A 25,081-nucleotide genomic window follows, 5' to 3' on the forward strand; every position below is an offset into this window, starting at 1 on the left:
CTCGCGTCCGGATCCGGTCCTCCTCTCCGGCCGCCCGCGCGGACGGCCTCTCGGGAGAACCTTACGACGCCCCGGGCCTCCGGCCGACCGATTCCTCCGGCATCAGACCGGCGTGAGGGCGTTCCTCCCACTCCTCGAGCTGAGGAACTCCGAGAGGAACGCATGCAGGTTCGCCATCCGGATCGGCTTGGTGAGGATGCCATCCATCCCCAGGTCCCGACAGCGACGGTGATCCTCCTCCAGGGCGTGGGCCGTGAAGGCGAAGATCGGGGTATAACGGCCCTTCCCGCGCTCGGCGAACCGAATCTCGGCCGTCGCCTGGAGGCCGTCGAGCCCCGGCATCTCCAGGTCCATCAACACCAGGTCGAAGCGATCCCGGACCGCCGCCTCCACCGCGAGCCGGCCGTCCGGCACCGCCTCGGCGCGGCAGCCGAGGAGCCGGAGCATCTGGCAGACGAGCTCCCGATTGGTCTCGAAATCCTCGGCGACCAGAACCCGCAACCCGAAGCTCGGCAACGGCGACCGCGACGGAGGGGCCGAGACGATCGCTTCGGGCCGAAGCGCCCGGAGAATCGCCTCCCGCAGCGCCGACCGTCGGATCGGCTCGGAAACGGTCAGGGAGTCGGGTTGCTCGGTCCGGGCCGGCCCCCCGGCTCCCGGCCGGCGGACCAGCACCCGGGGCAATCGCTCGCCGAGAGGCGCAAGCCTCCCGACCTCGGCGGACATCGCGTCGTCGACGATCAACACGCCCGGCCGATCTTCCCAGGACTCGTCGAACAGTCGAATTCGGGCCTCGGTCGGAGAGGAGACCGCCTCCACCAGGCTCCCCCACGATCGCAATTGCTCGACCACCGACGCTCTGCCCAGGTCGTCTGGCGCGAGCACCAGCATGCGGAGCCCTCGGAGCTCCGGCGGGCCCGCCGGGTCGGGCCGGATCCCGTCCGGCTCGGCCTCGGGCAGCGTGACGACCAGGCGGAACGTGCTGCCCACTCCCGGCTCGCTCTCCAGTTCGATCCGCCCTCCCATCAGGTGGGCCAGGTGCCGGCTGATCGCCAGCCCCAGCCCCGCCCCCCCCCCCCCGCCGCTCCCTGCGAAAACCTCTCGAAGATCGCCTCGAAGTCCCCCGGCTCGATCCCGATGCCCGTGTCCCTCACACTGATTGAAAGCGACACGCCCCGGGCTCCCCTCCCGATCGGCTGGACCTCCACCACCACCTCGCCGTTCTCGGTGAATTTCACGGCGTTGCCCAGCAGGTTCATCAGGATCTGTCGGAGCCGCTTCGCGTCCCCGACCACCCCGAGCGGCACCTCGGCCGACACCAGACTGAGCAGCCGGACTCCCTTGCGGTGCGCCGTCGGAGCCAGCAAGGCGGCCACGTCCTCGACCAGGGCCCTCAGGTCCATCGGCTCGGGCCGAAGCACCATCCGGCCCGCTTCGATCTTCGACAGGTCGAGGATGTCGTCCAGGATCCCCTGCATCGCGTCGCCGCCGGATCGGATGGTTGAGACCAGCTCCCGCTGCTGCCGGTCCAGGTCCGAGTTCGCCAGCAACTCGGCCGTGGCGATCAGCCCGGTCGTCGTCGTCCGCAGCTCGTGGCTCATGTTCGCCAGGAAGGCCCTCTTGGCCCGGACGGCCGCCAGGGCCCGATCCCTTGACTCGACCAGAGCCGCCGTGTCCCGCTGCGCGTCGGCCCGGACCCGTTCCCAATGCGGGACGGCCTGCTCCCGATCCCGCTCGAGCCGACCGCGGTCATTTGCGTCACTCCCCTCGAGGAGGAGCACCACCACCCTCCCCGACCCGTCCCGGACCGGCGTGATCGAGAGGTCGATCAAGGTCGGCTCGCCCTCGGCCCCCATTGCCTCGACCTCGAGCCGCTCGAAGGCCCCCCTCGCCGCCCCGGCCAACGCCTCCCGGAGCCTCCTCCTCGAGTCGCGGTCGATCCCCCCCCCGATCGCCTCCCAGACCGGAAGGCCCACCACCCGCTTCTCCCCCGCCCCGCCGAACCCCGGCGCCGACCGAATGACCTCCAGCACCCGGCCATCGGGGTCCAGCACGCCGAGGAACGGGCCCTCCCCGTCGAGGATCGCCCGGAACCGCCGCTCCCCCTCCATCCGGGCCGCCTCCGCCTCCTTCCGGGCGGTGATGTCCTCCACCATACCAATGAAGGACGCCTCGCCGAGCGAGTCGTCCTGGAGGACCGAGAGGCTGAGCATCCCCCACACGACGGTCCCGTCGGCGCGAAGGAACCTCGCCTCCGACCGGCGAAACCGGACCCGGCCCGAGGCCATCGCCTCGATCCCTCCGCCCCCCTCGCTCCGGTCGCCGGGGAGGGCCAGGTCCTGAAGCCTCATGCCGAGGAGCGTGTCGGCGTCCCGGCCGAAGAAGCCGCAGAGCGCCCGGTTGACGCTCAGCAGCGTTCCATCCGAGGCGACCACCGCGATACCGACCGTCGCCGACTCGAACGACTCTCGGAACCGATCCTCTCGGCGCCGGCGGGTCAATTCCGCTCGACGACGCCGACGGGCCTCCCGCCAGGTCAGCCCGGCCATCCCTCCCACGCACCCTAGAACCGCCAGCATCGCGACGGATCGGCCCCGCTCCTCCTCCGGCCCACCAGCCGCCGGGATGTCGAGGCCGGCCCTCCCTCTCCCCCGCTCGACAGGAGGGCCCGGCGCGGGGCCATCGGGACGCCCGCCCCCGTCCCCGAGGGACTCCTCGTCGGCCCGCGCGGCCGCAGGGGCCAGGCTCGCGCCGACCACGATCCCCGACGCCAGCAGGACGAGGACCAGCGTCCTCCGGTTCGATCGCGCCACGGCATCACTCCGCCCAGCCGAACTCGCCACGAGCAACAGGAGGATCCGAACGACCGAAACCCGAAGCTCCGACCCGATCTCGGCAGCCCTGCCGGGACGAGACCTCAGTCTTCAGGGCCGAGGATCCGATCGGATGCCGTGCTCAAGCACACACGCCATCAATTGCCCCAAATCGTTCCTGGCCCGATTCGGGAACCGACGATGACGTGAGGCAACCGCCCGTCGCCCCCTCGAGACGGACCGGCAACCGACAGCGCATCCGCCTTCGGATGCGCACCACGACGACGAGCCCGGCCAGAAGGTGTATCGGGCCGGCCCCGATTCCACCTCGGACCCACCCATCGAGGGCGACGATGCCCACCATGCCATCTTGGGTCCGGGAGAGAATGGTCGGACTATAACCGTGGCGGAAGCGCCCCGCAAGGACGGTCCTGTCGAACTCTCGATCGGGCCCGAGGACACGGAGTTCGCCGCTCCCCGACCGGCCTCACCGACCCATTCCCGTCCTCAGGTCCGATTCGTCCTGCAATTGGCGCCGGTGCGACCGGGAGGCTCGGCAGTCCCGCCGTCGGGCCCTCCCGGTCGCCGTTGGGCACCGGCCCGGGAGGTTGCTACAATGGCCGGCCGCGGTCGGCCCCCGGCGCCGATTCGCGACGCTCCCCGATGGACAGGACCCCCTACCGATGATCGATCCCCGAGTCGCCAGCGGCCTGCGGGACCTCCTCCCGTCGGCCATGATCCCGCGAGAGCGGATGCTGGAGACCCTGCGCAAGACCTTCTCCTCGTTCGGCTTCGTCCCCATCGAGACGCCGCACATCGAGCGCATGGAGGTCCTCACCGGCAAGGGGGCCGGCTCCGACGAAGTGCTCCGCCAGATCTTCGCGGTGACCAACACGGGAGGCACCCCCGGCGAGCTCGCCCTCCGGTTCGACCTGACCGTTCCCCTGGCCCGCTTCGTCGCCCGGCACATCGACCAGCTCGGCACCCCCTTCAAGCGCTATGCCATCGGATCGGTCTTCCGAGGCGAGCGGCCCGCCAAGGGCCGCTACCGCGAATTCACGCAGTGCGACTTCGACATCGTCGGCTCCGAGAGCCCCGTCGCCGACGCCGAGATCGCCCAGGTCATCCACGACGCCCTCGCCGGCATCGGCGTCCCCGACTTCTCCCTCCACCTGAACAACCGCAAGATCCTCGACGGCCTGCTCGACTCCTTCGGCGTCATCGACCGGAAGGCCGCCGTCCTCCGGGCCCTGGACAAGCTCGCCAAGGTCGGCCGAGACGGGGTTCTCAAGGAACTGACCGCCGCCCCCCGGGGCTCCGAAGGAGGCGAACCCTCCCCCTCCCTCCCGGCAATGACCGCCGATCAGGCGGCGACCCTCCTCGACTTCGTCGAGCAGGGCAACGGTCCCGGCGACGCCGTCCTGGCGATGGCCGAGGCCCGGCTCGGCACGCACGAGGCCGCGAAGGAGGGGATCGCCAACCTCCGAGCCGTCCTCGACCTGCTCGACGCCGCCGGCGTTCCAACCGACCGCCTGGTGTTGGATCTCGGCCTCGCCCGAGGACTCGACTACTACACCGGCATCGTCTTCGAGACGACCGTGACCGGTTGGGAACGCTTCGGCTCCATCTCCTCCGGGGGGCGGTACGACGACCTGGCGAGCCTTTATATCAAGCGACGCCTCCCCGGCGTCGGCGCCTCGATCGGCCTCGACCGGCTGCTCGCCCTGATGGACGAGGCCGGCTGGCTCCCGGGCTCCTCGACGACCGTGCCGGTCCTGGTCGCCAACTTCCCCGGAGTCTCCCCGACCATCCCCGTCCGACTGGCCGCCCGCCTCCGGGCCGCCGGGGTCGGGGCCGAGGTGTACCCCGAGCCCATCCCCATCGGCAAGCAGATGGGCTACGGCTCCACCCGAGGGCACGCCGTCGCCGTGATCGTCGGGCCCGACGAGGAGCGGAGCCAGGTCTTCAACCTCCGCGTCCTCGCCACTCGCCAGGAGGACCGCGGCCTCTCCTGGACGACCCTGGAGGACAGCGTGCGGAGCGCCCTCCGCGCCCTCGGCAAGGCCGACAGCTATTGAGCCCCGGCCGCTCCCCCCTTGCATCCGCCCCCGGCCCGGAACCGGACCCTCTCCCGCCATGCCCGACGACCTGCCCCCGACCGCCCCGCACCGAGAGGCACCCATCCCCCAGGTCCGCGGCACTCGCGACTGGCTCCCCGGCGCCTATGCCGCGATCGCCTCGCTCGAGCGGACCCTGATGGACCGCTTCGTCGCCGCCGGCTTCCAGGCGATTCGGACCCCGATCCTCGAGGTCACCGAGCTGCATGAGCGCAAAAGCGGCGCCGCCATCGTCTCCAAGCTGTTCGAGGTCGCCGACGGCCCCGCCCGGCTCTGCCTCCGCCCCGAGCTGACCGCCAGCGTCGTCCGAGCCTTCATCGACGCCGAACCGGCCCCCGAGATTCCCTGGCGCGTCTGTTCCTCCGGCCCCGTCTTCCGCTTCGAGCGCGATCCGGGACCGACCCGATCCCGCGAGTTCACCCAGGCGGGCGTCGAGCTGCTCGGGGCTCCCGGCCCCGAGGCCGACGCCGAGGTCATCGCCCTGGCCGTCGACTCCGCCCGGGCCGCCGGCGTCGCCGACCCGAGGATCCGGGTCGGACATACCGGCCTGATCGTCGAGCTGCTCGACCGCTCCGGCCTCCCCTCGGCCGCCGTCTCCAGCCTGATCGAGCACCTCAGCGACGCCGCCTCGGAGGGCCGCGGCGTCCGCGCCCTGGAGTCGGCGTTCGACCGCCTCTCCGGCTGGCTCCAGGGTGAGGCCGAGCGCGAGGCCAAGGCCGTCCTCCCGGCCATCGATCAGGCGGACGACCCGGGCGTCGACCGCCTCTTCCGCCACCTCGTCCCCCGAGTCACCGGAAGACGCACCGGCCGGGAGATCATCGGCCGCCTCCGCACCAAGTGGGCCCTCGGGCACTCCCTCGGCGAGGCCCTCGACCGGGTCCGAGACCGCGTCCACTCCCTGGCCGACCTCCGAGGCCCCGCCGTCGAGGTCCTCCAGCGGCTGGAGCTGGGCTTCTCCTCGATCGCCCCCGGCACGATCCGGGGATTCCTGGAGATGCTCCGGCTGCTCGAAGGCCGAGGCATCCCCCCCGAGCGTGTCGAGCTGGATCTCGGCTTCGGCCACGGCATCGGCTTCTACTCTCAGATGATCTTCGAGCTCGCCGCCCCCACTCCCTCCGGCCCCGTCGCCATCTGCCACGGCGGCCGATACGACGGCCTCGCCCGCGTCCTCGGCTCCGACCGCGATCCCCACGGCGTCGGCTTCGCCTTCGGCGTCGAGCGCCTCTACCACGCGCTGGAGGCCCTCCCCCGATGATCGACCCGATCCGCATCGCCCTCCCCTCCAAGGGCCACCTGTACGAGGGGGCCGTCGACCTGCTCAAGGCCGCCGGCTACAAGGTCCGGCGCGCCAGCGACCGCCAGTACGAGGCGACCATCGGCGGCCATCCTCGCTTCCACGTCGTGTTCATGAGGCCGACCGACATCGTCATCCAGGTTCAGGAGGGCCGCTGCCACCTGGGCGTCACCGGCATGGACGTCTTCGCCGAGCACCAGGCCGAGGCGACCGACGCCGTCGTCGTCGAGCCGGACCTCGGCTACGGCGGCTGCCGACTCGTGGTCGCGGTCCCCGAGAGCTGGATCGACGTGACCCACATGCTCGACCTCGTCGACCTGACCACCGAGTTCAAGGCCGCCGGCAAGGCCTTCCGCGTCTCGACCAAGTACGGCACCCTCACCCAGGCCCACTTCCGCCGCTGGGGGATCTACCACTACCAGATCATCCACTCCGAAGGCGCCCTGGAGCTGCACCCCACGCTGGAGATCGCCGACATCATCGTCGATCTCACCAGCTCCGGCACCACCCTGAAGGACAACCGCCTCCGGGAAATCGAGGGGGGCAAGGTGCTCGACTCGGCCGCCTGCCTCATCGGCCACGCCCCGACCCTCCGGGAGCTGGTCGCCGAGGGGGACACCGGCCCGCTCGCCCTGCTGCTCGACGGCCTCGACGGCGTCCGAGCCTCCGACGGCCAGCTCCTGCTCGAGGTCGCCGGCGGTCCCGAGGAGGGGCACCAGGCCGCCGCCGTCGCCGCCTACCTCGCCCAGCACGGGGCCCAGCACGTGGTCCGAGGCGAGGTGTGGGATGAGCGCGGCCGCTCCTGCTGGCGGGTCACGGCCCTGGTCGCCGCCGGCCGACTCACCTCGTACCAGCGCGAGCTCATGAAACTCGGCGCCCGACGCGTCGTCGGCCTCCCCACCCGCTTCCTCTTCGATGCCGAAGGCCCCCCGTCCACCTTCGACCGCCTCCGGGAGCACCTCGCCCCTCATCCCTCCCGGTAACCGGGCCCCCGCACCACCTTCCCCGGCTTCTCCCCGGTGTGCTTGCCGTCCCGGACGACCGCCCGACCGTTCACGAACACGGACTCGACGCCGACCGACAACCGATGCGGCTCCTCATACCTCGCCCGGTCGGCGATCGTCTCCGGGTCGAACACGACCACGTCGGCGTCCATCCCCTCGCGGAGCAGACCCCGGTCCCGGATCGACAGCCGATCCGCCACCGCCAAGGTCATCTTGCGGATCGCGTCCTCCAGTGGGATCACCCCCTCCTCCCTCACGTCCTTGCCGAGAATCCGAGCATCCAAGCCGGAGGAGCGGCGATGCACCAGACCCTCCGCCCGCTCCGGGTCGTCACCGTCGGCATCGGGACCGAACGTGATCCTGGGCCGACGCCGTTGCACCGCCACGTTCTCCTCACCGATCCACTCGGAGTTCGGGCCGCGGATCGGACCATCAACTCGCCCCCCCCTCTCGATCGCCAGCCCCATCCTGAACGACTGAGCATCCCCCCTTCCCCCGGTTTCCGATCCTGCCCGTCGATGCCCGTCGTCATCCTCCATACGCTCCGTACCGCTTCAGCCCGCTCCGATACAACCACCGGCAGAGCGCCACGAAGAACACCACCCAGAAGAGTTCCAGCGCCAGGCCCCAGAGCAGCTCGGCCCCCTGCACTTTTCGCAGGAAGATGACCGCCGGGAAGTACGCCATGTACTGGAACGGGAGCAGCTTCAGCAGTCCGGCCCAGAAGGGGGGCAGGAAGTCCAGCGGCAGCATCTGGCCGGAGATGAAGAAGTTCAGCGTCATCACGACCCAGAGGATCGACGTGATCTCCAGGAACCAGAACCCCACCATCCCCACGCTCGCCTCGAAGAAGAACCCGATCAGGAAGGCCATCAGGAGCGACGCGACGTACGCGGCCCAGATCCCCGGCTCGGTCGGCACGTTGCCGATGAAGAACCGGTAGCAGACCCCGAACAGCAGCGCATAGGGCAAGGCCGTGCCGATGATGTACGCCGTCTTGTGCGCCATCCGGTACGAGAGCAGGTAGCCGATCAGGTCGAGCGGCTGGATCAGGTACTTCTTCAGCGTCCCGTCCCGCACCTCTCGGGCGATCCCCCCGGCCAGGCCCGGCATGCTGGAGAACATCCGGCTGATGTTCACGATCAACAGGTAGCAGATCGTCTGCTCGTAGGAGAATCCCGCCAGCGTCTGAGAGCCCGCCCCGGCGTAGATCGCGTTCCAGAGCAGAATCGTCGTCAAGGTCGGCAGGAATCGGAAGAGGGTCGTGATCAGGAAGTCGGCGCGGTAGGTCATCCGCTCGGCGAGCGAAACGCGGTAGATCATCGCGTACTTGCGCAGCATCACCCCGAGCCCTCGATCGGGCGTCTTGGTCGGCCCTCGACCGGGGAGGTCGGGCTCGGGCGACTCCACGCCGCCGACGGACCGCGAGCCTCCCCGGGAGGCAGGGAGGCTCGCGGCGTCCAGTTCAGGCGGCGTCATGGTCGGCCCCCCCCTTCCCCTCCTGGAAGACCCGGGCAATCACCTGCTCCAGCGGCGGATCCTGCACGACGACGTCAGCCAGCCGGTAGGCGTCGAGGATCGCCCCCAGCACCTCGGCCACCTTCGCCCGCTCCACCCGGATCTTCGCCTCCCCCCCCTCGACCCGCTCCACGTCGCCAAACCGCGCCAGGTCCGAGGGAGCCTCCCCCTCGGCGAACTCCAGTGTGATCAGCTTCGTCTGACCGAACCGGGCCGACAGACCGGGCAGGCCACCGTCGTAGATCAGGCGGCCATGATTGATGACAAGCACCCGATCGCAGAGCGCCTCGACGTCCCTCATGTAGTGCGAGGTCAGGAGCATCGTCACCCCCCGCCGGGTGTGGTACTCCTTCAGGCACTTCTGGATGGTCGCCTGCGCCACCACGTCGAGGCCGATCGTCGGCTCGTCCAGCAAAAGGAGCCGGGGCCGGTGCAGCAGGGCGGCGATCAGCTCCATCTTCATCCGCTCGCCCAGCGACAGCTCTCGAACCGGCTGCCGGGTCAGGTGGGCCACGTCGAGCAGGCCGGTCAGCTCGTCGATCGTCTCCTGGTACTCCGCCCTGGGGAGCTGATAGATCTCCCGGTGCAGCTCGAAGCTGTCCTGCGCCGGGAGGTCCCACCAGAGCTGGTTCTTCTGCCCCATCACCAGGGCGAACTGGCGACGGAAGGCGTCGACCCGGTCTGACGGCGTGTAGCCGAGCACCGAGGTCGTCCCCCCCGACGGGAAGATCAAGCCCGAGAGCATCTTCAGGGTCGTCGTCTTCCCCGCCCCGTTCGGGCCCAGGAAGGCGACCATCTCCCCCGGCTCGATCGTGAAGCTGATTCCCTCGACCGCCCGGACCTCTCGATACTCCCGCTGGAACAGCCCCCGGACGGCGCCGGCCAGCCCCTCCCGCTTCTGGAAGACCCGGTAGGTCTTCGACAAGCCCTCGGCCTCGACGATCGGCATGGCGACGGCGCACCCTCCCTGTTCTCAAACTCCCCGCCGACCCCCCATCATCCTCGAAGTCGCCCCGGGGAATCAAGCCGGGCGGATCGACCGATCGATCGATCGACCGACCTCATTGGGATCCCCGAGCGCCTTCTGTGCCTGTGCGTCCCGCTCCATTCTCCCGATTCTTTGGATAAGACGCATGCTCAGGCCCCCGGAGGCACCTCGAGCCCCTCGTCTCCCTTGCCCTCCCGAGCCGGCCGGGCAACGTTTCCTAATGGGCGCGGGAACCGAGCCGCCACCTCACACCCAACCACCCAACCAAGCCGGCCGCAGGTTGCGTGCACCCATGATCCACCAGCCCGACACCATCCGGCCCGGCTTCGCTCGCAGGTCGCTCCCTCCACGCCAGCATCAATCAAAGCACGCAACAACGCAAACACGCGCACTTCAGATCGAGTCGATCGCGGACCAGGTACGGGGAATGCTTACCGGCGCCGGGCAGCCTCCCGGTCGCGTTCGGCGAGCGGAACGAACCCAAGTCGATCCCGTATCCCCGGATCAGTCATTGGTTTCCGTCCGAGCGGCCGAGCGCACCGCCTGGGGTTGCTCGGTGTCCGAGCGCGCGTCTTCGGCCGGTTGCCTGGCGATCCTGCTGGCGACCTCCGTGGTCCTCCCCCCGGCGGCGCAGGCTGGCTGGCATCCGCTGAGCCGGGGAGAGCCCCCGACCCTGAGGCTCTGGGAGCCCTACCGGCCCGGGGCCATTCCCGTGGTCCTGATCCACGGACTGGCGTCGGATGCTGGGTCCTGGGAGCCGATGATCGCCCGGCTCCGGACCGATCCGGTCCTGGCGGATCGGTTCCAGTTCTGGACCTTTTCCTACGACTCCTGCGTCGCCCTGCCCCTCTCCGCCGCGAGCTTCCGCGCGGCCCTGGTCCGAACCCGAAGGGAGATCGACCCGGGCGGGATCGACCCGGCGCTGGACCGGATGGTGCTCGTTGGCCAGAGCCAGGGGGGCCTGATCGCCAAGATGGCCGCCCAGGACAGCGGCTGGACGCTCTGGGACGCCACCTTCAGCCGGAGGCCGGAACAGATCCGGTGCTCGTCCGAGGGCCGAACCGCGTTGGTCGCCGCGTTCGTGACTCGTCGGGTGGCCTCGGTTTCCCGGCTGGTCTTCATCGCCACGCCGCACCACGGCTCCGCCGGCCCGGCCGTGCCGGCGGCCCGGCTCAAGGATCGGCTCTTGAGCGGCCGTCGCCGATCGGAGCTGGCCGGGCCGATCGAGGAGGTGGTCCTCCTCAACGGGAGGGAGGTGTTGTCTCCTTCCCTCCGTCGCGTCCCCATGGGAGCGATCGGCGGCCTGTCGTGGAACAGCCCGATCCTGGAGGCCCTGCGCCGGACGCCGATCGCCCCCGAGGTGCCGTGCCACTCGATCATTCCTCGGCTTCGGCTCCCTCTGCCGGGGCTTCACACCGACGGGATCGTCCGGTACGAGAGCAGCCACCTGGAGGGCGCGGCCTCCGAGGTGGTCGTCCCCGGCCCCCACGATTCGGTGGGCCGGCCCGAGGTCGCCGCCGAGGTCGCCCGGATCCTCCGGCTCCACCTCGTCGAAGGGGGGAGCGCTGCCGGGTGTCGGATCGTCCCCGGCCGACCGGATCGGGAAGGAGGGGAGGTTCCCTGGGTGATCGGGGGCCGCGATCAGCCGAACGGCAACGCATTCATGAAGTCGTCGCCGAGCTTCTCAAAGAAGCCCTTGTCCTGCTGGCGCTGGAACTCGAGGATCTGCCGGAGGTAGCGGATGTCATCGGCCGAGGCCGTCCCCTGCTGGTACCGATCGGCGGCCTCGTGGTAGCGCTGCCGGCGCTCGACGAACCGGAGCCGGACGGGTTGGGCACGGGAGGCGGCCTCGGTCTGAGACGAGGCGGGCTGAAATCCCGCGGAGAAGAGCGAGGCCCGAGCCGGGGAGGTCCGGGAGACGAACGCCCGCTGTTCCACGCCGACGATCCATTGCTGGGTCGCCGCGTCGGCCACATCGACCCGCAGCCAGGTCATGCCCGAGACACCGGGTGGGTAGGTGTGCGCTCCCCGGATGTTAAAGCCCCCCCACGGATCCTCTTCGACCGTCGCGGGCGAGGACGTGCCGTCCCCCCAGTCGATCGCGGCCACCAGCCGATCGGCCGGCAGCGTCGTGTTGGCGACGAACGAGGCGACGACCCCATCGAACGGCTGGCCGGCCCACATCCGAACCGGGGGCATCGGGGTGTGCCGAACGGCGACCGGCGCCCCGCCGGTGGGGACCGCCGGGACCGGGCTGGCGACTGCGGCCGTGGTCGCCGGGACGGCGGCCGAGAGCAGCTGGCGCCCCTCCATCCCCTCCAGCGCCGGCCGTCGTCTGCGATCCGACCGCCGGGATCGGGCCGGCTCGGCGGAACGGGCCGAGGGGGCCTGCTTGGCGGCTCGGTCGACTCGGATCCAGCGGATCATGGGCGCATCCTCCGTGCCGTCGCCGGGAGCGGGGCTCCGCCCCGATCAAGAACCGGCGGCCCGGCCGGCCCCCCCGGGTCGGGAGGGCCCGAACCCCAGGCTCGCCTCAAGATTCTTCTATCGGCACGACCGGCCGGCCCCCTTCAATCGATCCGCCCCCGCCCCCCCCTCTGCCCGTCCTCCTCCCGAGGCTCCTCAGAAGCTGTTGATCAGGACCGCCTCCCGCTCCGACTCCTCTCCTCCCGACCGCTCGATCGCCGACCGCAGCGACCGGGCCAGGGTGAAGGCGTGGTAATGCATGGCCATGTGAAGCAGGTAGACCAGCGTCATCCCCGGGTTCCGCCGATGCTTCAAGAACCGCCACAACCGGCGGCGGTACTCTCGGCGGAGCCCCGGATCGGGGACCGCGGTCATCAGCCGGAGGAACAGGCCGATCGACTGAGCCAGCCACATCGTCTCGGAGGCCAGTTGCCGGAGCCGATGCGTCCGCCACCATCGGGCGCGCCCCTGGCCGAGCTGGAGGTTCCCCCGGATGAACAGGTCCTCCATCCGCTCGAAGTAGGCGTCGGGTTCGTACAGTTGGTTCATCACCCGGATGTAGCCGTCGCGCAGCTCCTGTCGGGAGAGCTTCAGCGGGATGACGTTGGTGCCGAAGGCCGGCCGGTCGTCCAGGTCGAGCCTCCCCTCGGCCAGCAGGCGGTCATAGAGGGGCGTCTTCGGGATCGCGTGGAGCATCCCGGTCATCGCGGTGGTGATCCGGGCCTCGTGCAGGAACTGACGCTGGGCCTCGAAGATCGTCTCGTCGTCGTTGTCGAAGCCCATGATCATTCCGCACCAGACGCCCATCCCCGCGTTCTGGATGCGGTGGACCTTCTCGACGATCGAGCCCCCCTGCCTCAGGTTCTGGAGCTTCTTGGTCTCCTTCAACGACGCCTCGTTCGGCGTCTCGATGCCGATGAAGACGAACAGGATGTTGGCCTCGACCATCAGGTCCATCAGCTCCGGGTCGTCGGCCAGGTCGAGCGACGCCTCGGTGAAGAAGGTGAGCGGATAGGCGTGGGCCTGCTGCCACTGGACGACGGCGCGGAGGATCGGCTTGATCGCCCGCTTGTTGCCGATCAGGTTGTCGTCCACGACGAAGACGATCCGCAGCCCTTCGCGGCGAATGGCCTCCAGCTCGGCGATCACCTGGCCGGCGGTCTTGATCCTCGGCCTCCGGCCGAAGGTGACGATGATGTCGCAGAACTCGCACTGGAACGGGCAGCCCCGAGAGAACTGGACCGAGCCGAAGGCATATCGGCTGGATTTCATCAGGTCGAACCGAGGCGTGGGCACGGTCGACATATCGGTCTTCTCGGCCTGCTCATACCGGTACTGGTGCCTTCCCTGCGGCCATTCCTGGAGGAACTGGGGCCAGGTCCGCTCAGCCTCCCCCACGAAGATGACGTCGGCCAGCCCCTCGAAGTAATCCTCCTGCACGGTGACGTATGGCCCGCCGACGGCGGTGAAGCAGCCTCGGCGCTTCAGCTCCTCGAGGATCTGGGTCATCCGGAACCGCTGCACGCTCATGCCGGTCAGACCGACGAGGTCGGCCCGGGCGCAGCGGTCGAAGTCGATCGGCTCGACGTTCTCGTCGATCAGCGTGATCGAATGCTCCTCCGGGGTCAGGGCCGCCAGCAGCGGCAGGGCCGCGACGGGCAGGTTGGCCTTCTTCCCCATCAGGGGGAGGGCATGCTCCAGCCCCCAGTAGGAGATCTCGAACTTCGGATTGATCAGAACAATGTCGGCCATTGGCCCTCCTGAAGCGCGGCGGACGGGGGACGGCCCTCGAGACCGGCGTCGGGGCGCCACATCATAGGCGGACCGGCTCCGCCACGCTGCGCCCGATCGCAAGGAATCGGCCCATCCCCTCGGCCGATTCCCGGCCGGGTGCAAGTCCCGGGCCTCGGCCGGCCTTCCCCTCCGCACTATGATTTCCGAGTCACCCGCGGACGGAATGGCTCGGGAGGATCTCGGTGCGCGCTCGATTGGCGATCATGATGGCCCTGCTCTACGCCGTGCAGGGCACCTGGTATCCCTTGCTGGCGGTTCACCTGAAGGATCTCGGCCTCTCCGGAGAAGCCCGCGGCTGGATCTTCGCCACGTTCGCCATCGGCTGCTTCGCCGCCCCGATCGGCGCCGGCCAGCTGGCCGACCGGCTCATCCCGGCCGACCGCCTGATGGCGATCATCTACGCGATCGCCGCCGCCCTGCTCGGCCTGATGGCCTCGGAGTGGGTCGCCGGGGCCTGGCCGATCTTCGCCCTGTTCCTGGTCTACTGGCTGGTCGTGGCGCCGGCCTCGGGCCTGAGCAACGCCATCGCCCTGCGCAACCTGGCCCGGCCCCGGGAGCAGTTCGGCGGGGTCCGGCTCTGGGGGACGATCGGCTGGATGGTCGCCGGCTGGGTGGTGGCCCAGGTGATGGCGATGACCGGCTCGGACGACGGGCCGAGGGGCGCCTCGGAGGCCTTCGCTGTCGGCGCCGTCGCGGCGATGCTGTTCGCCTTCTACTGCCTGCTCCTGCCCCGCACGCCCCCCCTGGCCGTCGGCGGCCGGGGCCTGGGCTGGTCGGAGGCGGCCGACGACGCCCGGCTGCTCGTCCGGAGGCCCATCGTGGCGCTCTACCTGGTGACCGCCTTCGGCGTCACCTTGACGATCCCCTACATGTTCCAGGTCCAGCCGACCTACCTGGAGCACATCGGGCTGCCCCGACGCTGGGTCGCCCCGGCGATGACGCTCGGCCAGGTGCCGGAAATCGCCGCCCTCTGGGCCCTGCCCTGGATGTTCCGGCGCCTGGGGGACCGCGGGACGCTCGCCCTGGGCATCCTCGCCTGGGTCGTCCGCTACGGCGTCCTGATGCTCGACCCGCCGCTCTGGCTGGCGGTGGCGGGGATCCCGCTGCACGGCATCGGCATCGGCTGCTTCACGGTCGCCGGCCAGATGTTCCTCGACAGCCAGGCCCCGCCGCACCGCCGAGCCGGAGCCCAGGGGCTGCACACGGTCATCACCGCCGGCTTCGGGGCGCTGCTGGGGAACCTGCTGGCCGGCGTGGTGGTCGGCCGGTCGGGCGACTCGGCGGTGGTCTTCATCGTGCCGTTCGCGGTCAACGCGGTCCTGCTCGTCGCCTGGGCCGGCCTGTCCCGCCGCGCCTTCCAAATGGGCCGGGCCGCTCCTGGAGCCTCGACCGCCCCTTCCCCGGCCGGAATCGCGGTCCCGGCCGTCGGGCCCGCGCCGGGGTCCGGCGGCCGGACGAACTGATCCCGGCCCGGAGCGCGAACCCGGCCCGATCGGTCAGGCGATCCGGCACGGTCGGCCCCTCGCAGCGCTGGCCATCCCGCCTTCGGTCGGGGTGCTCCTGCCGCGGCTCATCCCGGTTCGTTGCCGACCTCCTCGTTGCAGGTCGAGGATGGTTCCTCACCCGGCGGCCGAACCGGGGACTGGTCCCAGCGACGGGAACGCTTCTCCCGCTTCCGTTCCCTGGCGGGAGTGGGCGGCGACGACAGGGCCCGAAGCTCTCCCAGCTGCTCCAATTGGGAGATGAGCAAACAGAGAAAGTGGAGCCGCGAGCCGTTCAGCTCAAGGAATTCGTTCACCTGGAAGCCGCCCTCGGCGAACTCGTCCGCCATCGAGAGGACGGTCTCGGCCATCTGGTCGAGCATCGCCTCCCGGGCCTGGTTCAGGACGGAGACGGCGGCCTGGAGCAAATCGGAGGATTGGACTGGTCGAGACATGGCACCGCCTGGCGTTCGACCTCGGAAAGACTGGTCATGGCCTGCAGCTCGGAATCGCCCGGGACGGCCGGAGCGGTCGCGCTCGGCGATCGCCCCCAGTGCCTGGCCAACCAGTGGGCGAACCGGGCGTCGAGCCAGCGGCGGTCGGGACCCCACCGCCTCCTCGACACGAACCCGAGATGGCCTCCCCGAGGAGCAAGTTCCAGACGGATTTGGGACGGGAATTCGACCGAGATAAACGGCGAGGCGGGGATGAACGGGTCATCCAGGGCATGAACGACCAGCCCGGGAACCCGGATCGCCGGGATGAGCGGCCCGGCGCTGGCCCTCCGGTAGTAGTCTAGTGCTCCGGAGAACCCGTTCCGGGGAGCGGTGTACCACTCGTCGAACTGCACCATCGACCGCACCCGGGCCAGGTCGATCGGCCCGAGCTCGGGCACCAGCTCGTGCAGGCGACGGATGTCGGAGACGAGCTTCCGGACAAAATACCGGTCGTACAGGTTCAGCGGGAATCGCTGCAGGTTCGAGCAGCAGAGGGCCAGGTCGATCGGCGGGTTGCCGGCGAGCACGCAGTCGAGGTTGGGCACCGGCTGGTCGCTGGCCTCCCCGGCCAGCTTCAGGACGATGTTCCCGCCGAGCGACAGCCCGACCAGGCCGATCGGCGCCTCGGGGAAGCGGCGGGCCAGCCACTCGGCCACCGCCCGGATGTCGTCGCTCCGGCCGCCGTGGTAGATTCCCCGGGATTTCCCCAGGCCCGCCCCCGCGCTGCGGAGGTTGACCCGGATGACCCGGAGCCCCAGGCGGAGCAGGCGGTCGGTGAGCCGGGCCTGATAGCCGCTCTCCGCGTGGCTGGCCAGGCCGTGCACGAGCACCACGATCGGCCGGTCGGCCGGACAGTCGGCCGGGGAGCTCTCCAGCACGACGAGCCGGTCGCCGTCGTCCAGTTCCAGCTCGACCCGATCGACGGGAAGAAGCACGGGCTTCCCCCGGATCAGGGCCCCGGCGAGGGTCTGGGCGTGGCCCCCTCGGAGCATCGGGTGGGGCTCGAAGGCGGGGAAGTCGGCGGCGAGGGAGCCGGGGGCGTCGGGTTCGATCATGGCGGGGAGGCAGACCGGGAAAGACGGGGGATCGGACGGCGGCCGAGGGAGTCGCAGGGCGATCGGCAATCACTCGGCGGGACGGACCCGGCGGATGCGATGGTTGTTGGTGTCTCCGATCAGGATCGAGCCGTCAGGAGCGATGGCCACGCCGTGGGGGCGGTCGAGCTGGGCCTCGGTCGCCGGTCCGCCGTCCCCCGAGCCTCCCCGGACACCGCAGCCGGCGACGGTCCCGATCCGGCCCGAGGCGAGATCAAGCGTGCGGATGGCCTGGTTCTCGGTGTCGACGATGACGATGGCGCCGTCGGCAATCGCCATCTCCTTCGGGCCGTTGAAGGTGGCGAGGATTGCCGGCCCGCCGTCGCCGGAGTACCCCGAGCGGCCGGTGCCGGCGATGGTGCGGATGATCCCCGAGCGGGGGTCGACCGCCCGGAGGGTATTGCCGTTGCGCTCGAGGATGTACAGGGTGCCGTCCGGCCCGACCTCGACCGCCCTCGGCCCGTGGAGGCTCGCGTCGCGGGCCGGGCCGCCGTCGCCGGAATGGCGGGGCTCTCCCGTGCCGGAAACGGTTCGGATCCCCCCGGTGCGAAGGTCGACCGCTCGGACGCGGTGGCCGGAGACGTCGGCGATGTAGAGGGTCGTCTCCTCGGGGTCGAGTGCCACGCCGTTCGGCTCGACCAGCGCGGCGACCGAGGCCGGGCCGCCGTCCCCGCTGCTCGCGTTGGTCCCCGTCCCGGCGACGGTGGTGATGATCCCCTCGGCGTCCACCTTGCGGACCCTGCGGTTGAGGCGGTCGACGAGGTACAGGTTCCCCTCGCGGTCGAGGCAGATGCCGTAGGGCTCGTCCAGGCTCGCCTCGGTCGCGGGGCCGCCGTCTCCCGAGAACCCCTTGCGGCCGTTGCCGGCGACGGTGGTGATGATCCCGGTGCGGGCGTCGACCCTTCGGACCCGGTGGTTGAAGGTGTCGGAGAGGTACAGGTTCCCGTCGGCGTCGAAGGCCACGTCGAACGGCTGGTCGAGCTGGGCCTCGGCCGCCGGGCCGCCATCCCCCGAGTCTCCCGCCTGGCCGGTGCCGACGAGGCTTTCGATGATCGGGGCCTGGCTCGAAGGGGATGGGAGCAGGACCAGGGTCAGGATCAGGGGCGGCATGGCGATGGTCCCGGGTCTCGTCGATCGGGTCGATGGGGCTTCGGATCGCCGCGGGAAGGGCCTATTCTGACCGACCCGAGGCCTCCACGGAAGACGATCTCGGTTCGGGACGCTCGGCGGAGGTCCGGTCCCACCGGTTCGGAGAAACGGGCCCGAGGCCCGGCTGATCGAGGAAGCCGGCCTCCCCGGTCAGATCCCTTCGCCAAAGGTCTCGAACCAGAGTGATTCAGGGGGATCGGGCCAGGCGCCGGCCCCCTCGACCGGCAGCAGGGCCGCGACTTCCAGGCCCTCGACCGGCAGCGTCTCGATCCGCTCGACAGCCAGGTCGTCGGGGGCCAGGCGATGGAGCAGGCAGCGGCCGTCGGGGGTGGTCGAGGAGGCGAAGGCGGAGCCGTCGGCCAGGCAGAGCCCCCGGCAGTCGCCCTCGAGGCCGGCGGATCGGCTCGGGGAGAAGTCCTCCCCGAGCAGATGGACGGCGCCGAACCGGCCGGCGGCGTAGCCGAGGGCGTCTCCCAGGACGGCGAGCGATTGGGGATCCTGGAGGGCCCGGGCGGCAATCGCGTCCCGGGTGACGTTGAACAGGAAGGCATCCGGTCCGAGCCGGTCGACAGCGGAGGCGTACAGCTCGTTCCTAAAGAAGGCCAGATCGGTCAGCTCGGGGTCGGCGCGGCCCTCGACGGCGATCCGGGGGCGCCAGGAGAAGCGGTCGTCGGGGTCGACGAGTCGGCCGGAGTCGGCGCGGAAGGCGACGACCTCGCCGGAGCCGGAAGAAAGGACGTAGAGGGTCGCCTCGTGCCAGCAGAGGGCGGAAACCCCGGCCAGGCCGCCGAGCCGGTAGCGGGCCTCGGGCATCAGGTCGTCGGCCCGGAGGGCGAGCAGCGAGGGCTCGGCCTCTCCCAGGTGCCGGAAGGGGGAGGAGGCCACCCAGAGGGTCCGGCCGGCCAGCGCGAGGCCGCCCAGGCCGTCGCAGCGGAGGCCGCCGGGGGGGAGCTCGAGGGCCATCCGGAAGCGCCCGGAGGCCGGGTCGAACAGACCGAGGGCGGCCCGGGAGGGGGGGCGGACGTTCCGGAAACTGAGGAGGATGTGCATCGGCGATGGGGCCCCATCCCGGGGCGATCCCCTCCGTCAGGGGGTCAGCCGGCCGGGGAGAACCGGGGGAGGCGGTCCCGGGGGATGTCCTTCAGGGGGAGACCGGCGGCGTCCTTGGCGGAGAGGGTCGGCTGGTCGACGGGCCAGGAGATGCCGAGATCCGGGTCGTCCCAGCGGACGCTCCCCTCGTCCTTCGGGGAGTAGGAGTGGCCGGAGCACTTGTAGCAGAACAGGGCGTCGTCACCGGTGACGACGAAGCCGTGAGCGAAGCCGGGGGGGATCCAGAACTGCCGCTTGTTGGCCGCCGAGAGCGTCACGCCGGCCCACCGGCCGAAGGTGGGGGAGCCCAGGCGGATGTCGACGGCCACATCGAAGACCTCTCCTTTGAGCACACTCACAAGCTTCCCCTGCGCCGTCGGGTGCTGGTAGTGCAGCCCCCGGAGGACTCCCCTCCCGGAGTAGGAGAGGTTGTCCTGCACCCAGGGGCCGGAGAGGCCCAGCTCGGCGTATCGGGCCTGGTTCCAGGTCTCAAGGAAGAAGCCGCGGTCGTCTCCGAAGACCTTCGGCTCGAGGATCAGGACGCCGGGAAGCTCGGTCTCGATGACGTTCATCGCAGCGGCTCGCGCTCCACCAGGTCGACGAGATACCGGCCATACTCGTTCTTCAGCCCGGCGGCGAGTTCCAGCACCTTCTCGGCGTCGATGTAGCCCATGCGGTAGGCGACCTCCTCGACGCAGGCGACCTTCCAGCCCTGGCGCTGCTCGATCACTCGGATGAAGTCGGACGCCTGGGCGAGCGACTCGTGCGTGCCGGTGTCGAGCCAGGCGATCCCCCGGCCCATGACCTCGACGCGGAGCTGGCCGCGGCGGAGGTATTCGAGGTTCGCGTCGGTGATCTCCAGCTCCCCCCGGGGGGAGGGTTCGAGGTTGGCGGCGATGTCGAGGATCTGGTTGTCGTAGAAGTAGAGGCCGACCACGGCGTAGTTGGACTTGGGCTGGGTCGGCTTCTCCTCGATGCTGATGGCCTTGCGGTTGGCGTCGAACTCGACGACGCCGTAGCGCTGGGGATCGGTGACGTGGTAGCCGAAGACCGTGGCGCCGTCGGGCTGGCGGGAGGCGCGCTGGAGCATCTCGGGGAAGCCGTGGCCGTAGAAGAGGTTGTCTCCCAGGACCAGGGCGGAGGGGCGGTCGCCGATGAACCGGCGGCCGATGAGGAACGCCTGGGCCAGCCCCTCGGGCCGGGGTTGCTCGGCGTATTCGAGGCGAAGGCCCCACTGGGAGCCGTCGCCGAGCAGGTCCCGGTAGCGGGGCAGGTCGGTCGGCGTGGAGATCAGCAGGATCTCTCGGATTCCCGCCAGCATCAGGGTGCTCAGCGGGTAGTAGATCATCGGCTTGTCGTAGACCGGCAAGAGCTGCTTGCTGGTCACCCGGGTCAGCGGATAGAGCCGGGTGCCAAGGCCGCCGGCCAGGATGAGGCCGCGGCGGTCGCTGACGTAAGGGGTGGCGGTGGCGGTGCTCATGCCGACTGCTGCTCCCGCTGCAGGCCGAGGCGATCGCGGTAGGCGCCCGAGGAGACGCGCTCGCACCACTCGGTGTTCTCCAGATACCACTGAACCGTCCGCCTCAGCCCGGTGTCGAACGTCTCGGCCGGGGTCCAGCCCAGCTCCCGGCCGATCTTGGAGGCGTCGATCGCGTAGCGCTTGTCATGCCCCGGGCGGTCGGTGACGAAGGTCATCAGCGACTCGTGAGGCCGGTGGGGAGACTCCGGCGCCAGCTCGTCGAGCAAGGCGCAGATGGTGCGGACGACCTCGATGTTGGTCTTCTCGTTGTGACCGCCGACGTTGTACGTCTGGCCCGGCGTGCCCCGCTCCAGCACCAGGCGGAGGGCCCGGGCGTGGTCGTCGACGTACAGCCAGTCTCGGACGTTGTCCCCCTTGCCGTAGATCGGCAGCGGCTTGCCGGCCAGGGCGTTGAGGATCATCACCGGGATGAGCTTCTCGGGGAACTGGTACGGCCCGTAGTTGTTCGAGCAGTTGGTGATCAGCGTCGGCAGGCCGTAGGTGTGGTGCCAGGCTCGGACAAGGTGGTCGGAGCTGGCCTTGCTGGCCGAGTACGGCGAGTTGGGCGAATAGGGGGTCGTCTCGGTGAAGAACCCCTCGGCGCCGAGCGACCCGAAGACCTCGTCGGTGGAGATATGCAGGAACCGGAAGGCGTCCCGGGCCGGGGCGTCGAGCGACCGCCAGTGGGAGAGCGCCGCCTCCAGCAGGCAGAAGGTGCCGGTGACGTTGGTCTGGATGAAGGCGGCCGGGCCGTCGATGGAGCGGTCGACGTGAGACTCGGCAGCCAGGTGCATCACGGCGTCGGGCCGGTACTGGTCGAAGAGGCGCTTGACCCCGGCGGCGTCGCAGATGTCGACCCGCTCGAAGTGGTGCCGGGGATCGTCCAGGGCCGGGCCGAGCGAGTCGAGGTTGCCGGCGTAGGTCAGCTTGTCGACGTTGACGACCTCATGGCTCGTCTCTCCGATGAGCTGGCGCACCAGGGCCGAGCCGATGAATCCGGCTCCGCCGGTCACGAGGATCCTCATCCGGGCGGGCCCTCCGAGGCGGTTGGGAGGAGACTCGATGGAGCGGGGGCGCGAGGGGCCGGGATCGGGGGGCAGACGCGCCTCGGCGTCGATCGCCCCGGTCGGGGGATTTCCCCGGGTCGTCGGCATTCTGACAGATCGCCCCCCGGCGAACAAGCCCGGCCGAGCCCCCCCAACGCCCGATCGGAGAACGCGTTGCTCCATCGCAACCGCCTCGGGCCGCGTCATCCCCCCGGCGGGCCCCCGCCAGGGGCGCTGGGCCGGGACGGTCGGGCCGGGGGCAGGCAGCAGAGCGGCGGGCAGACGTCGTGGCTCGGGCCGCACCGGCCGATGGCGCGGCGGACCGGGGAGGCGGTGATGCGCTCCTTGATCAGCTCGGCGAGCATCGCCACGAACCTCGGATGCGTGCCGGCCGTGGCGGAGCGGACCACGTTCAGCCCGATCTCCGCTCCGGTGCGCCTCGCCTCCTCGTCCAGGTCGAAGAGCACCTCGATGTGGTCGGAGGTGAAGCCGATCGGGTGCACGACGACGTCGGTCGCGCCGGCCGATCGGATGGCCCGCAGGTGGTCGCGCACGTCGGGCTCCAGCCAGGGATCCTCCGGCCTGCCGCTTCGGCTCTGGTAGACCAGCGCCCAGCGCTCCTCGGGAAGGCCGAGCGTCTCGGCGACGAGGCGGCACGACTCGGTGAGCTGGGCGACGTAGTCGCAGTTCCTCGCCATCGCCTCGGGGATGCTGTGCGCCGAGAAGGCCACTCGGGCCGAGGGGAGGCGGTCGGCGGGGATCGTCCGGAGGGCGTCCCGGACCCGCTCGGCGTTGACTGCGATCCAGTCGGGGTGGTTGTACCAGACGCGCATCTTGGTGACGATCGGGGCGCGGTCCTCGCCGACCTGGCGCCGGGCCTCCTCGATGTTCTCGCGGTACTGGCGGCAGCCGGAGTAGGAACTGAAGCTGGAGGTGACCACCGCCAGGGCCCGCCGGATGCCGTCGTCGGCCATCTGTCGGATCGTGTCGGGGAGCATCGGTTGCCAGTTGCGGTTGCCCCAGTAGATCGGCAGCTCGACCTGGGCCTCCCGGAGCGCCGGGCGGAGGGCGGTGATGAGGTCCCGGCACTGCTGGTTGATCGGGCTGACTCCGCCGAAGCTCCGGTAGTGCTCGGCGACCTCGAGCATCCGCTCCCGGGGGACGGGGCGGCCCCGGAGGACGTTCTCGAGGAACGGAAGCACATCGTCCGGCCCCTCCGGCCCGCCGAAACTGACCAGGAGGATGGCGTCATAAGGCAACTCCGCCACCGGAGGGCCAGCGATGCCCGGCGTGGGGTCGGTGGCGGGGAGAGGGGTCGGCGCTTGGATCATGATCGCATCGCTTGGCCTGGGATGAGTCGGCGCTCCTCTGAATATGATCCCGATGTTCCCGGTCCGCAACCCACAAGATCAAGCCGATCGAGGAGCGAGCCGTCGGATCGATCGCTCCCCAGGAGGGGGGAGCCCCCCCTCGCCACCACCGAGACGATCCCCGGCCTTCCCTTCTCGACGATCCCTGACCCGGCTCCGGACCGCTCCCGTCCCGGGGGCGTCCCGGCCGGGAGAACCGGACCGAGGTCCGCCCGAAGGAGGAGGCTCCGGGCTCGGGAGCGGTCGGCGGGGCTCGGCCCTTGCGATGGGAGGCCGGCGGGCCTATCTTGCAGCCGAACGCCCCCGGCCCGGAGGATCACGGTCTGCGCCCGGGCGACGGGGCGATCCCATCGAGGCGAGGCCGGGCCGCCCTCCCCTTCCGGCCCGGCGAGGACGGGGACCGACCGATCATGGCGACAACGAAGACGATCACCGACCGCCCGATCCGGGTGGCGATCATCGGCCTGGGCTTCGGGGCCGAGTTCATCCCGATCTACCAGAAGCACCCCGACGCCGAGATGCACGCCATCTGCCGCCGCAACAAGGCGGCGCTGGACGAGTGCGGCAACCGCTTCGGCATCGCCAAGCGCTATACCAGTTTCGACGAGCTGCTGGCCGACCCCGAGATCGACGCCGTCCACATCAATAGCCCGATCCCCGACCACGCCCCGCAGTCGATCGCCGCGCTGAAGGCCGGCAAGCACGTCGCCTGCACGGTGCCGATGGGCACCAGCATCGACGAGTGCCGCCAGATCGTCGAGGCCCAGCGCGAGAGCGGCACCGTCTACATGATGATGGAGACGGTCGTTTACAGCCGCGAATACCTGTTCGTCAAAGAGCTTTACGACAAGGGAGAGCTCGGCCGCTTGCAGTTCCTCCGCGGCTCCCACCAGCAGGACATGGACGGCTGGCCCGACTACTGGCCCGGCCTGCCTCCGATGTGGTACGCCACCCACTGCGTCAGCCCCTGCCTGGCGATCCTGGGCAAGCACGCCGACGTCGTCTCCTGCTACGGCTCCGGCCGGATCCGGGAGGAGCTGATCCCCAAGTATGGCAGCCCCTTCGCCATCGAAACGGCCACCTTCACCATCAAGGACTCCGACGTCTGCGCCGAGGTCACCCGCTCCCTGTTCGACACCGCCCGCCAGTACCGCGAAAGCTTCGACGCCTACGGCTCCAAGAAGTCGTTCGAGTGGCAGCAGATCGAGAACGAGGAGCCGATCATCCACACCAAGAGCACCCAGGCCCATCCGATCCCCGAGCCTGAGATCCCCCAGCGCGTCACGGTGCCCGACTACGCCCACCTGCTCCCCGAGCCGATCCAGGCTTTCACCACCCGAGGGGTCTACGGCGGCGAGGGGGAGGAGCACCTCTCCTTCACCCAAGGGGCCGGCCACGGCGGCAGCCACCCCCACCTGGCCCACGCCTTCCTCATGGCCATCAAGGGAGAACGCCCCGCCCTCCCCGACGCCGAGACCTCGGCCAACTGGACGATGGTCGGCCTCTGCGCCCATGAATCCGCCATGAACGGCGGCAAGCAGGTGAAGATCCCCACCTTCTGACCCCGGTACGCCCCCGGAGCGCGATCGGTGCGCTCCGGATCGAATCGAGAACACGAGGCGGCGCAACACGTTGCGCCGCCTCGTTGAAACTATGAGAGGGGAGGTCGAGCCGACGGGGCCCGGGGCCCCGAGCCGGTGGAAGACTGGAGGTGCAGAACCGAACTCCTGCCCCACCGAACCGGAGGACTCCCGTGCACCACGTCGGCATCGACCTCCACAAGAAGACCATCGTCCTGTGCGTCCTCGACGATCAGCTCAAGGTCGTCGCCCGACGCAGCTT

Annotated in this window: 21 protein-coding genes; 6 read left to right on the top strand and 15 right to left on the bottom strand. The window is 70.3% G+C overall.

Annotated elements, in window-relative coordinates:
- Positions 1-102 precede the first annotated feature (102 nt).
- Together TsocGM_RS11545 and TsocGM_RS11550 are read right to left on the bottom strand one after the other, a co-directional pair.
- The gene (locus TsocGM_RS11545) at positions 103-990 is read right to left on the bottom strand and encodes a response regulator (RefSeq protein WP_233578752.1); all 888 of its coding nucleotides are present in this window, start codon (positions 988-990) and stop codon (positions 103-105) included.
- Positions 991-1,025: 35 nt separating this feature from the next.
- On the bottom strand, positions 1,026-2,813 hold the full coding sequence (locus TsocGM_RS11550) for a PAS domain-containing sensor histidine kinase (protein WP_126725525.1): 1,788 nt from the start codon (positions 2,811-2,813) through the stop codon (positions 1,026-1,028).
- A 683-nt stretch (positions 2,814-3,496) separates the two neighbouring features.
- Here TsocGM_RS11550 and hisS point away from each other — a divergent pair.
- The 3 genes from hisS to hisG are packed head-to-tail and all read left to right on the top strand — an operon-like array spanning position 3,497 to position 7,207.
- A complete protein-coding gene (gene hisS / locus TsocGM_RS11555; protein ID WP_126725526.1) occupies positions 3,497-4,891 on the top strand; it encodes a histidine--tRNA ligase in 1,395 nt (464 codons plus the stop codon).
- Between the two features lie 58 nt (positions 4,892-4,949).
- Positions 4,950-6,185 carry an ATP phosphoribosyltransferase regulatory subunit gene (locus TsocGM_RS11560; RefSeq protein WP_126725527.1) on the top strand — a complete coding sequence of 412 codons (1,236 nt, stop codon included), beginning with the start codon at positions 4,950-4,952 and terminating at the stop codon, positions 6,183-6,185.
- On the top strand, positions 6,182-7,207 hold the full coding sequence (hisG, locus tag TsocGM_RS11565; protein WP_126725528.1) for an ATP phosphoribosyltransferase: 1,026 nt from the start codon (positions 6,182-6,184) through the stop codon (positions 7,205-7,207). Before TsocGM_RS11560 ends, hisG begins: the two co-directional genes overlap by 4 nt.
- On the opposite strand, the gene TsocGM_RS11570 is transcribed toward hisG, so the two are convergent.
- From TsocGM_RS11570 to TsocGM_RS11580, 3 genes are all read right to left on the bottom strand, one after another.
- Complete coding sequence (locus TsocGM_RS11570; protein WP_233578754.1) at positions 7,192-7,608, bottom strand: amidohydrolase family protein; 417 nt, start codon at positions 7,606-7,608, stop codon at positions 7,192-7,194. The two genes, hisG and TsocGM_RS11570, sit on opposite strands and share 16 nt — an antisense overlap.
- Before the next feature lie 148 nt (positions 7,609-7,756).
- Positions 7,757-8,707 carry an ABC transporter permease gene (locus TsocGM_RS11575; protein ID WP_233578759.1) on the bottom strand — a complete coding sequence of 317 codons (951 nt, stop codon included), beginning with the start codon at positions 8,705-8,707 and terminating at the stop codon, positions 7,757-7,759.
- Positions 8,694-9,695 carry an ABC transporter ATP-binding protein gene (locus TsocGM_RS11580; RefSeq protein ID WP_126725530.1) on the bottom strand — a complete coding sequence of 334 codons (1,002 nt, stop codon included), beginning with the start codon at positions 9,693-9,695 and terminating at the stop codon, positions 8,694-8,696. The genes TsocGM_RS11575 and TsocGM_RS11580 overlap by 14 nt, the downstream gene beginning before the upstream one ends.
- A gap of 595 nt (positions 9,696-10,290) precedes the next feature.
- Here TsocGM_RS11580 and TsocGM_RS11585 point away from each other — a divergent pair.
- Complete coding sequence (locus tag TsocGM_RS11585; protein WP_126725531.1) at positions 10,291-11,472, top strand: esterase/lipase family protein; 1,182 nt, start codon at positions 10,291-10,293, stop codon at positions 11,470-11,472.
- Here the strand turns inward: TsocGM_RS11585 and TsocGM_RS11590 are convergent.
- Positions 11,376-12,161: a hypothetical protein gene (locus TsocGM_RS11590; protein WP_126725532.1), complete on the bottom strand. Its 786-nt coding sequence runs from the start codon at positions 12,159-12,161 to the stop codon at positions 11,376-11,378. The two genes, TsocGM_RS11585 and TsocGM_RS11590, sit on opposite strands and share 97 nt — an antisense overlap.
- Before the next feature lie 195 nt (positions 12,162-12,356).
- Positions 12,357-13,952 carry a DUF4070 domain-containing protein gene (locus TsocGM_RS11595; protein WP_126725533.1) on the bottom strand — a complete coding sequence of 532 codons (1,596 nt, stop codon included), beginning with the start codon at positions 13,950-13,952 and terminating at the stop codon, positions 12,357-12,359.
- Between the two features lie 224 nt (positions 13,953-14,176).
- Between TsocGM_RS11595 and TsocGM_RS11600 the strand changes: the two genes are divergently transcribed.
- The gene (locus TsocGM_RS11600; protein ID WP_126725534.1) at positions 14,177-15,457 is read left to right on the top strand and encodes an MFS transporter; all 1,281 of its coding nucleotides are present in this window, start codon (positions 14,177-14,179) and stop codon (positions 15,455-15,457) included.
- A gap of 107 nt (positions 15,458-15,564) precedes the next feature.
- Here the strand turns inward: TsocGM_RS11600 and TsocGM_RS11605 are convergent, their stop codons facing one another.
- The 8 genes from TsocGM_RS11605 to TsocGM_RS11640 all read right to left on the bottom strand — a co-directional run bounded on the left by TsocGM_RS11605 (position 15,565) and on the right by TsocGM_RS11640 (position 23,137).
- Positions 15,565-15,903, bottom strand: a complete 339-nt coding sequence (locus TsocGM_RS11605) for a hypothetical protein (protein WP_158633506.1) — start codon at positions 15,901-15,903, stop codon at positions 15,565-15,567.
- Positions 15,876-17,027, bottom strand: a complete 1,152-nt coding sequence (locus TsocGM_RS11610; RefSeq protein ID WP_126725536.1) for a YheT family hydrolase — start codon at positions 17,025-17,027, stop codon at positions 15,876-15,878. The genes TsocGM_RS11605 and TsocGM_RS11610 overlap by 28 nt, the downstream gene beginning before the upstream one ends.
- 69 nt (positions 17,028-17,096) lie before the next feature.
- A complete protein-coding gene (locus tag TsocGM_RS11615) occupies positions 17,097-18,176 on the bottom strand; it encodes an NHL domain-containing protein (RefSeq protein ID WP_126725537.1) in 1,080 nt (359 codons plus the stop codon).
- Positions 18,177-18,365: 189 nt separating this feature from the next.
- A complete protein-coding gene (locus TsocGM_RS11620) occupies positions 18,366-19,265 on the bottom strand; it encodes a hypothetical protein (protein ID WP_126725538.1) in 900 nt (299 codons plus the stop codon).
- 44 nt (positions 19,266-19,309) lie between these two features.
- A complete protein-coding gene (gene rfbC / locus TsocGM_RS11625; protein ID WP_126725539.1) occupies positions 19,310-19,876 on the bottom strand; it encodes a dTDP-4-dehydrorhamnose 3,5-epimerase in 567 nt (188 codons plus the stop codon).
- Complete coding sequence (rfbA, locus tag TsocGM_RS11630; RefSeq protein ID WP_126725540.1) at positions 19,873-20,784, bottom strand: glucose-1-phosphate thymidylyltransferase RfbA; 912 nt, start codon at positions 20,782-20,784, stop codon at positions 19,873-19,875. The genes rfbC and rfbA overlap by 4 nt, the downstream gene beginning before the upstream one ends.
- Positions 20,781-21,848: a dTDP-glucose 4,6-dehydratase gene (gene rfbB / locus TsocGM_RS11635; RefSeq protein WP_126725541.1), complete on the bottom strand. Its 1,068-nt coding sequence runs from the start codon at positions 21,846-21,848 to the stop codon at positions 20,781-20,783. Before rfbB ends, rfbA begins: the two co-directional genes overlap by 4 nt.
- 224 nt (positions 21,849-22,072) lie before the next feature.
- Entirely contained in the window at positions 22,073-23,137 is a 1,065-nt protein-coding gene (locus TsocGM_RS11640) for a ferrochelatase (protein WP_126725546.1), read from the bottom strand.
- A 512-nt stretch (positions 23,138-23,649) separates the two neighbouring features.
- On the opposite strand from TsocGM_RS11640, the gene TsocGM_RS11645 reads away from it, so the two are divergent.
- Complete coding sequence (locus tag TsocGM_RS11645) at positions 23,650-24,801, top strand: Gfo/Idh/MocA family protein (RefSeq protein ID WP_126725542.1); 1,152 nt, start codon at positions 23,650-23,652, stop codon at positions 24,799-24,801.
- The last annotated feature ends 280 nt before the right edge of the window (positions 24,802-25,081 follow it).

It is taken from the genome of Tautonia sociabilis, assembly GCF_003977685.1.
Taxonomy (GTDB): domain Bacteria; phylum Planctomycetota; class Planctomycetia; order Isosphaerales; family Isosphaeraceae; genus Tautonia; species Tautonia sociabilis.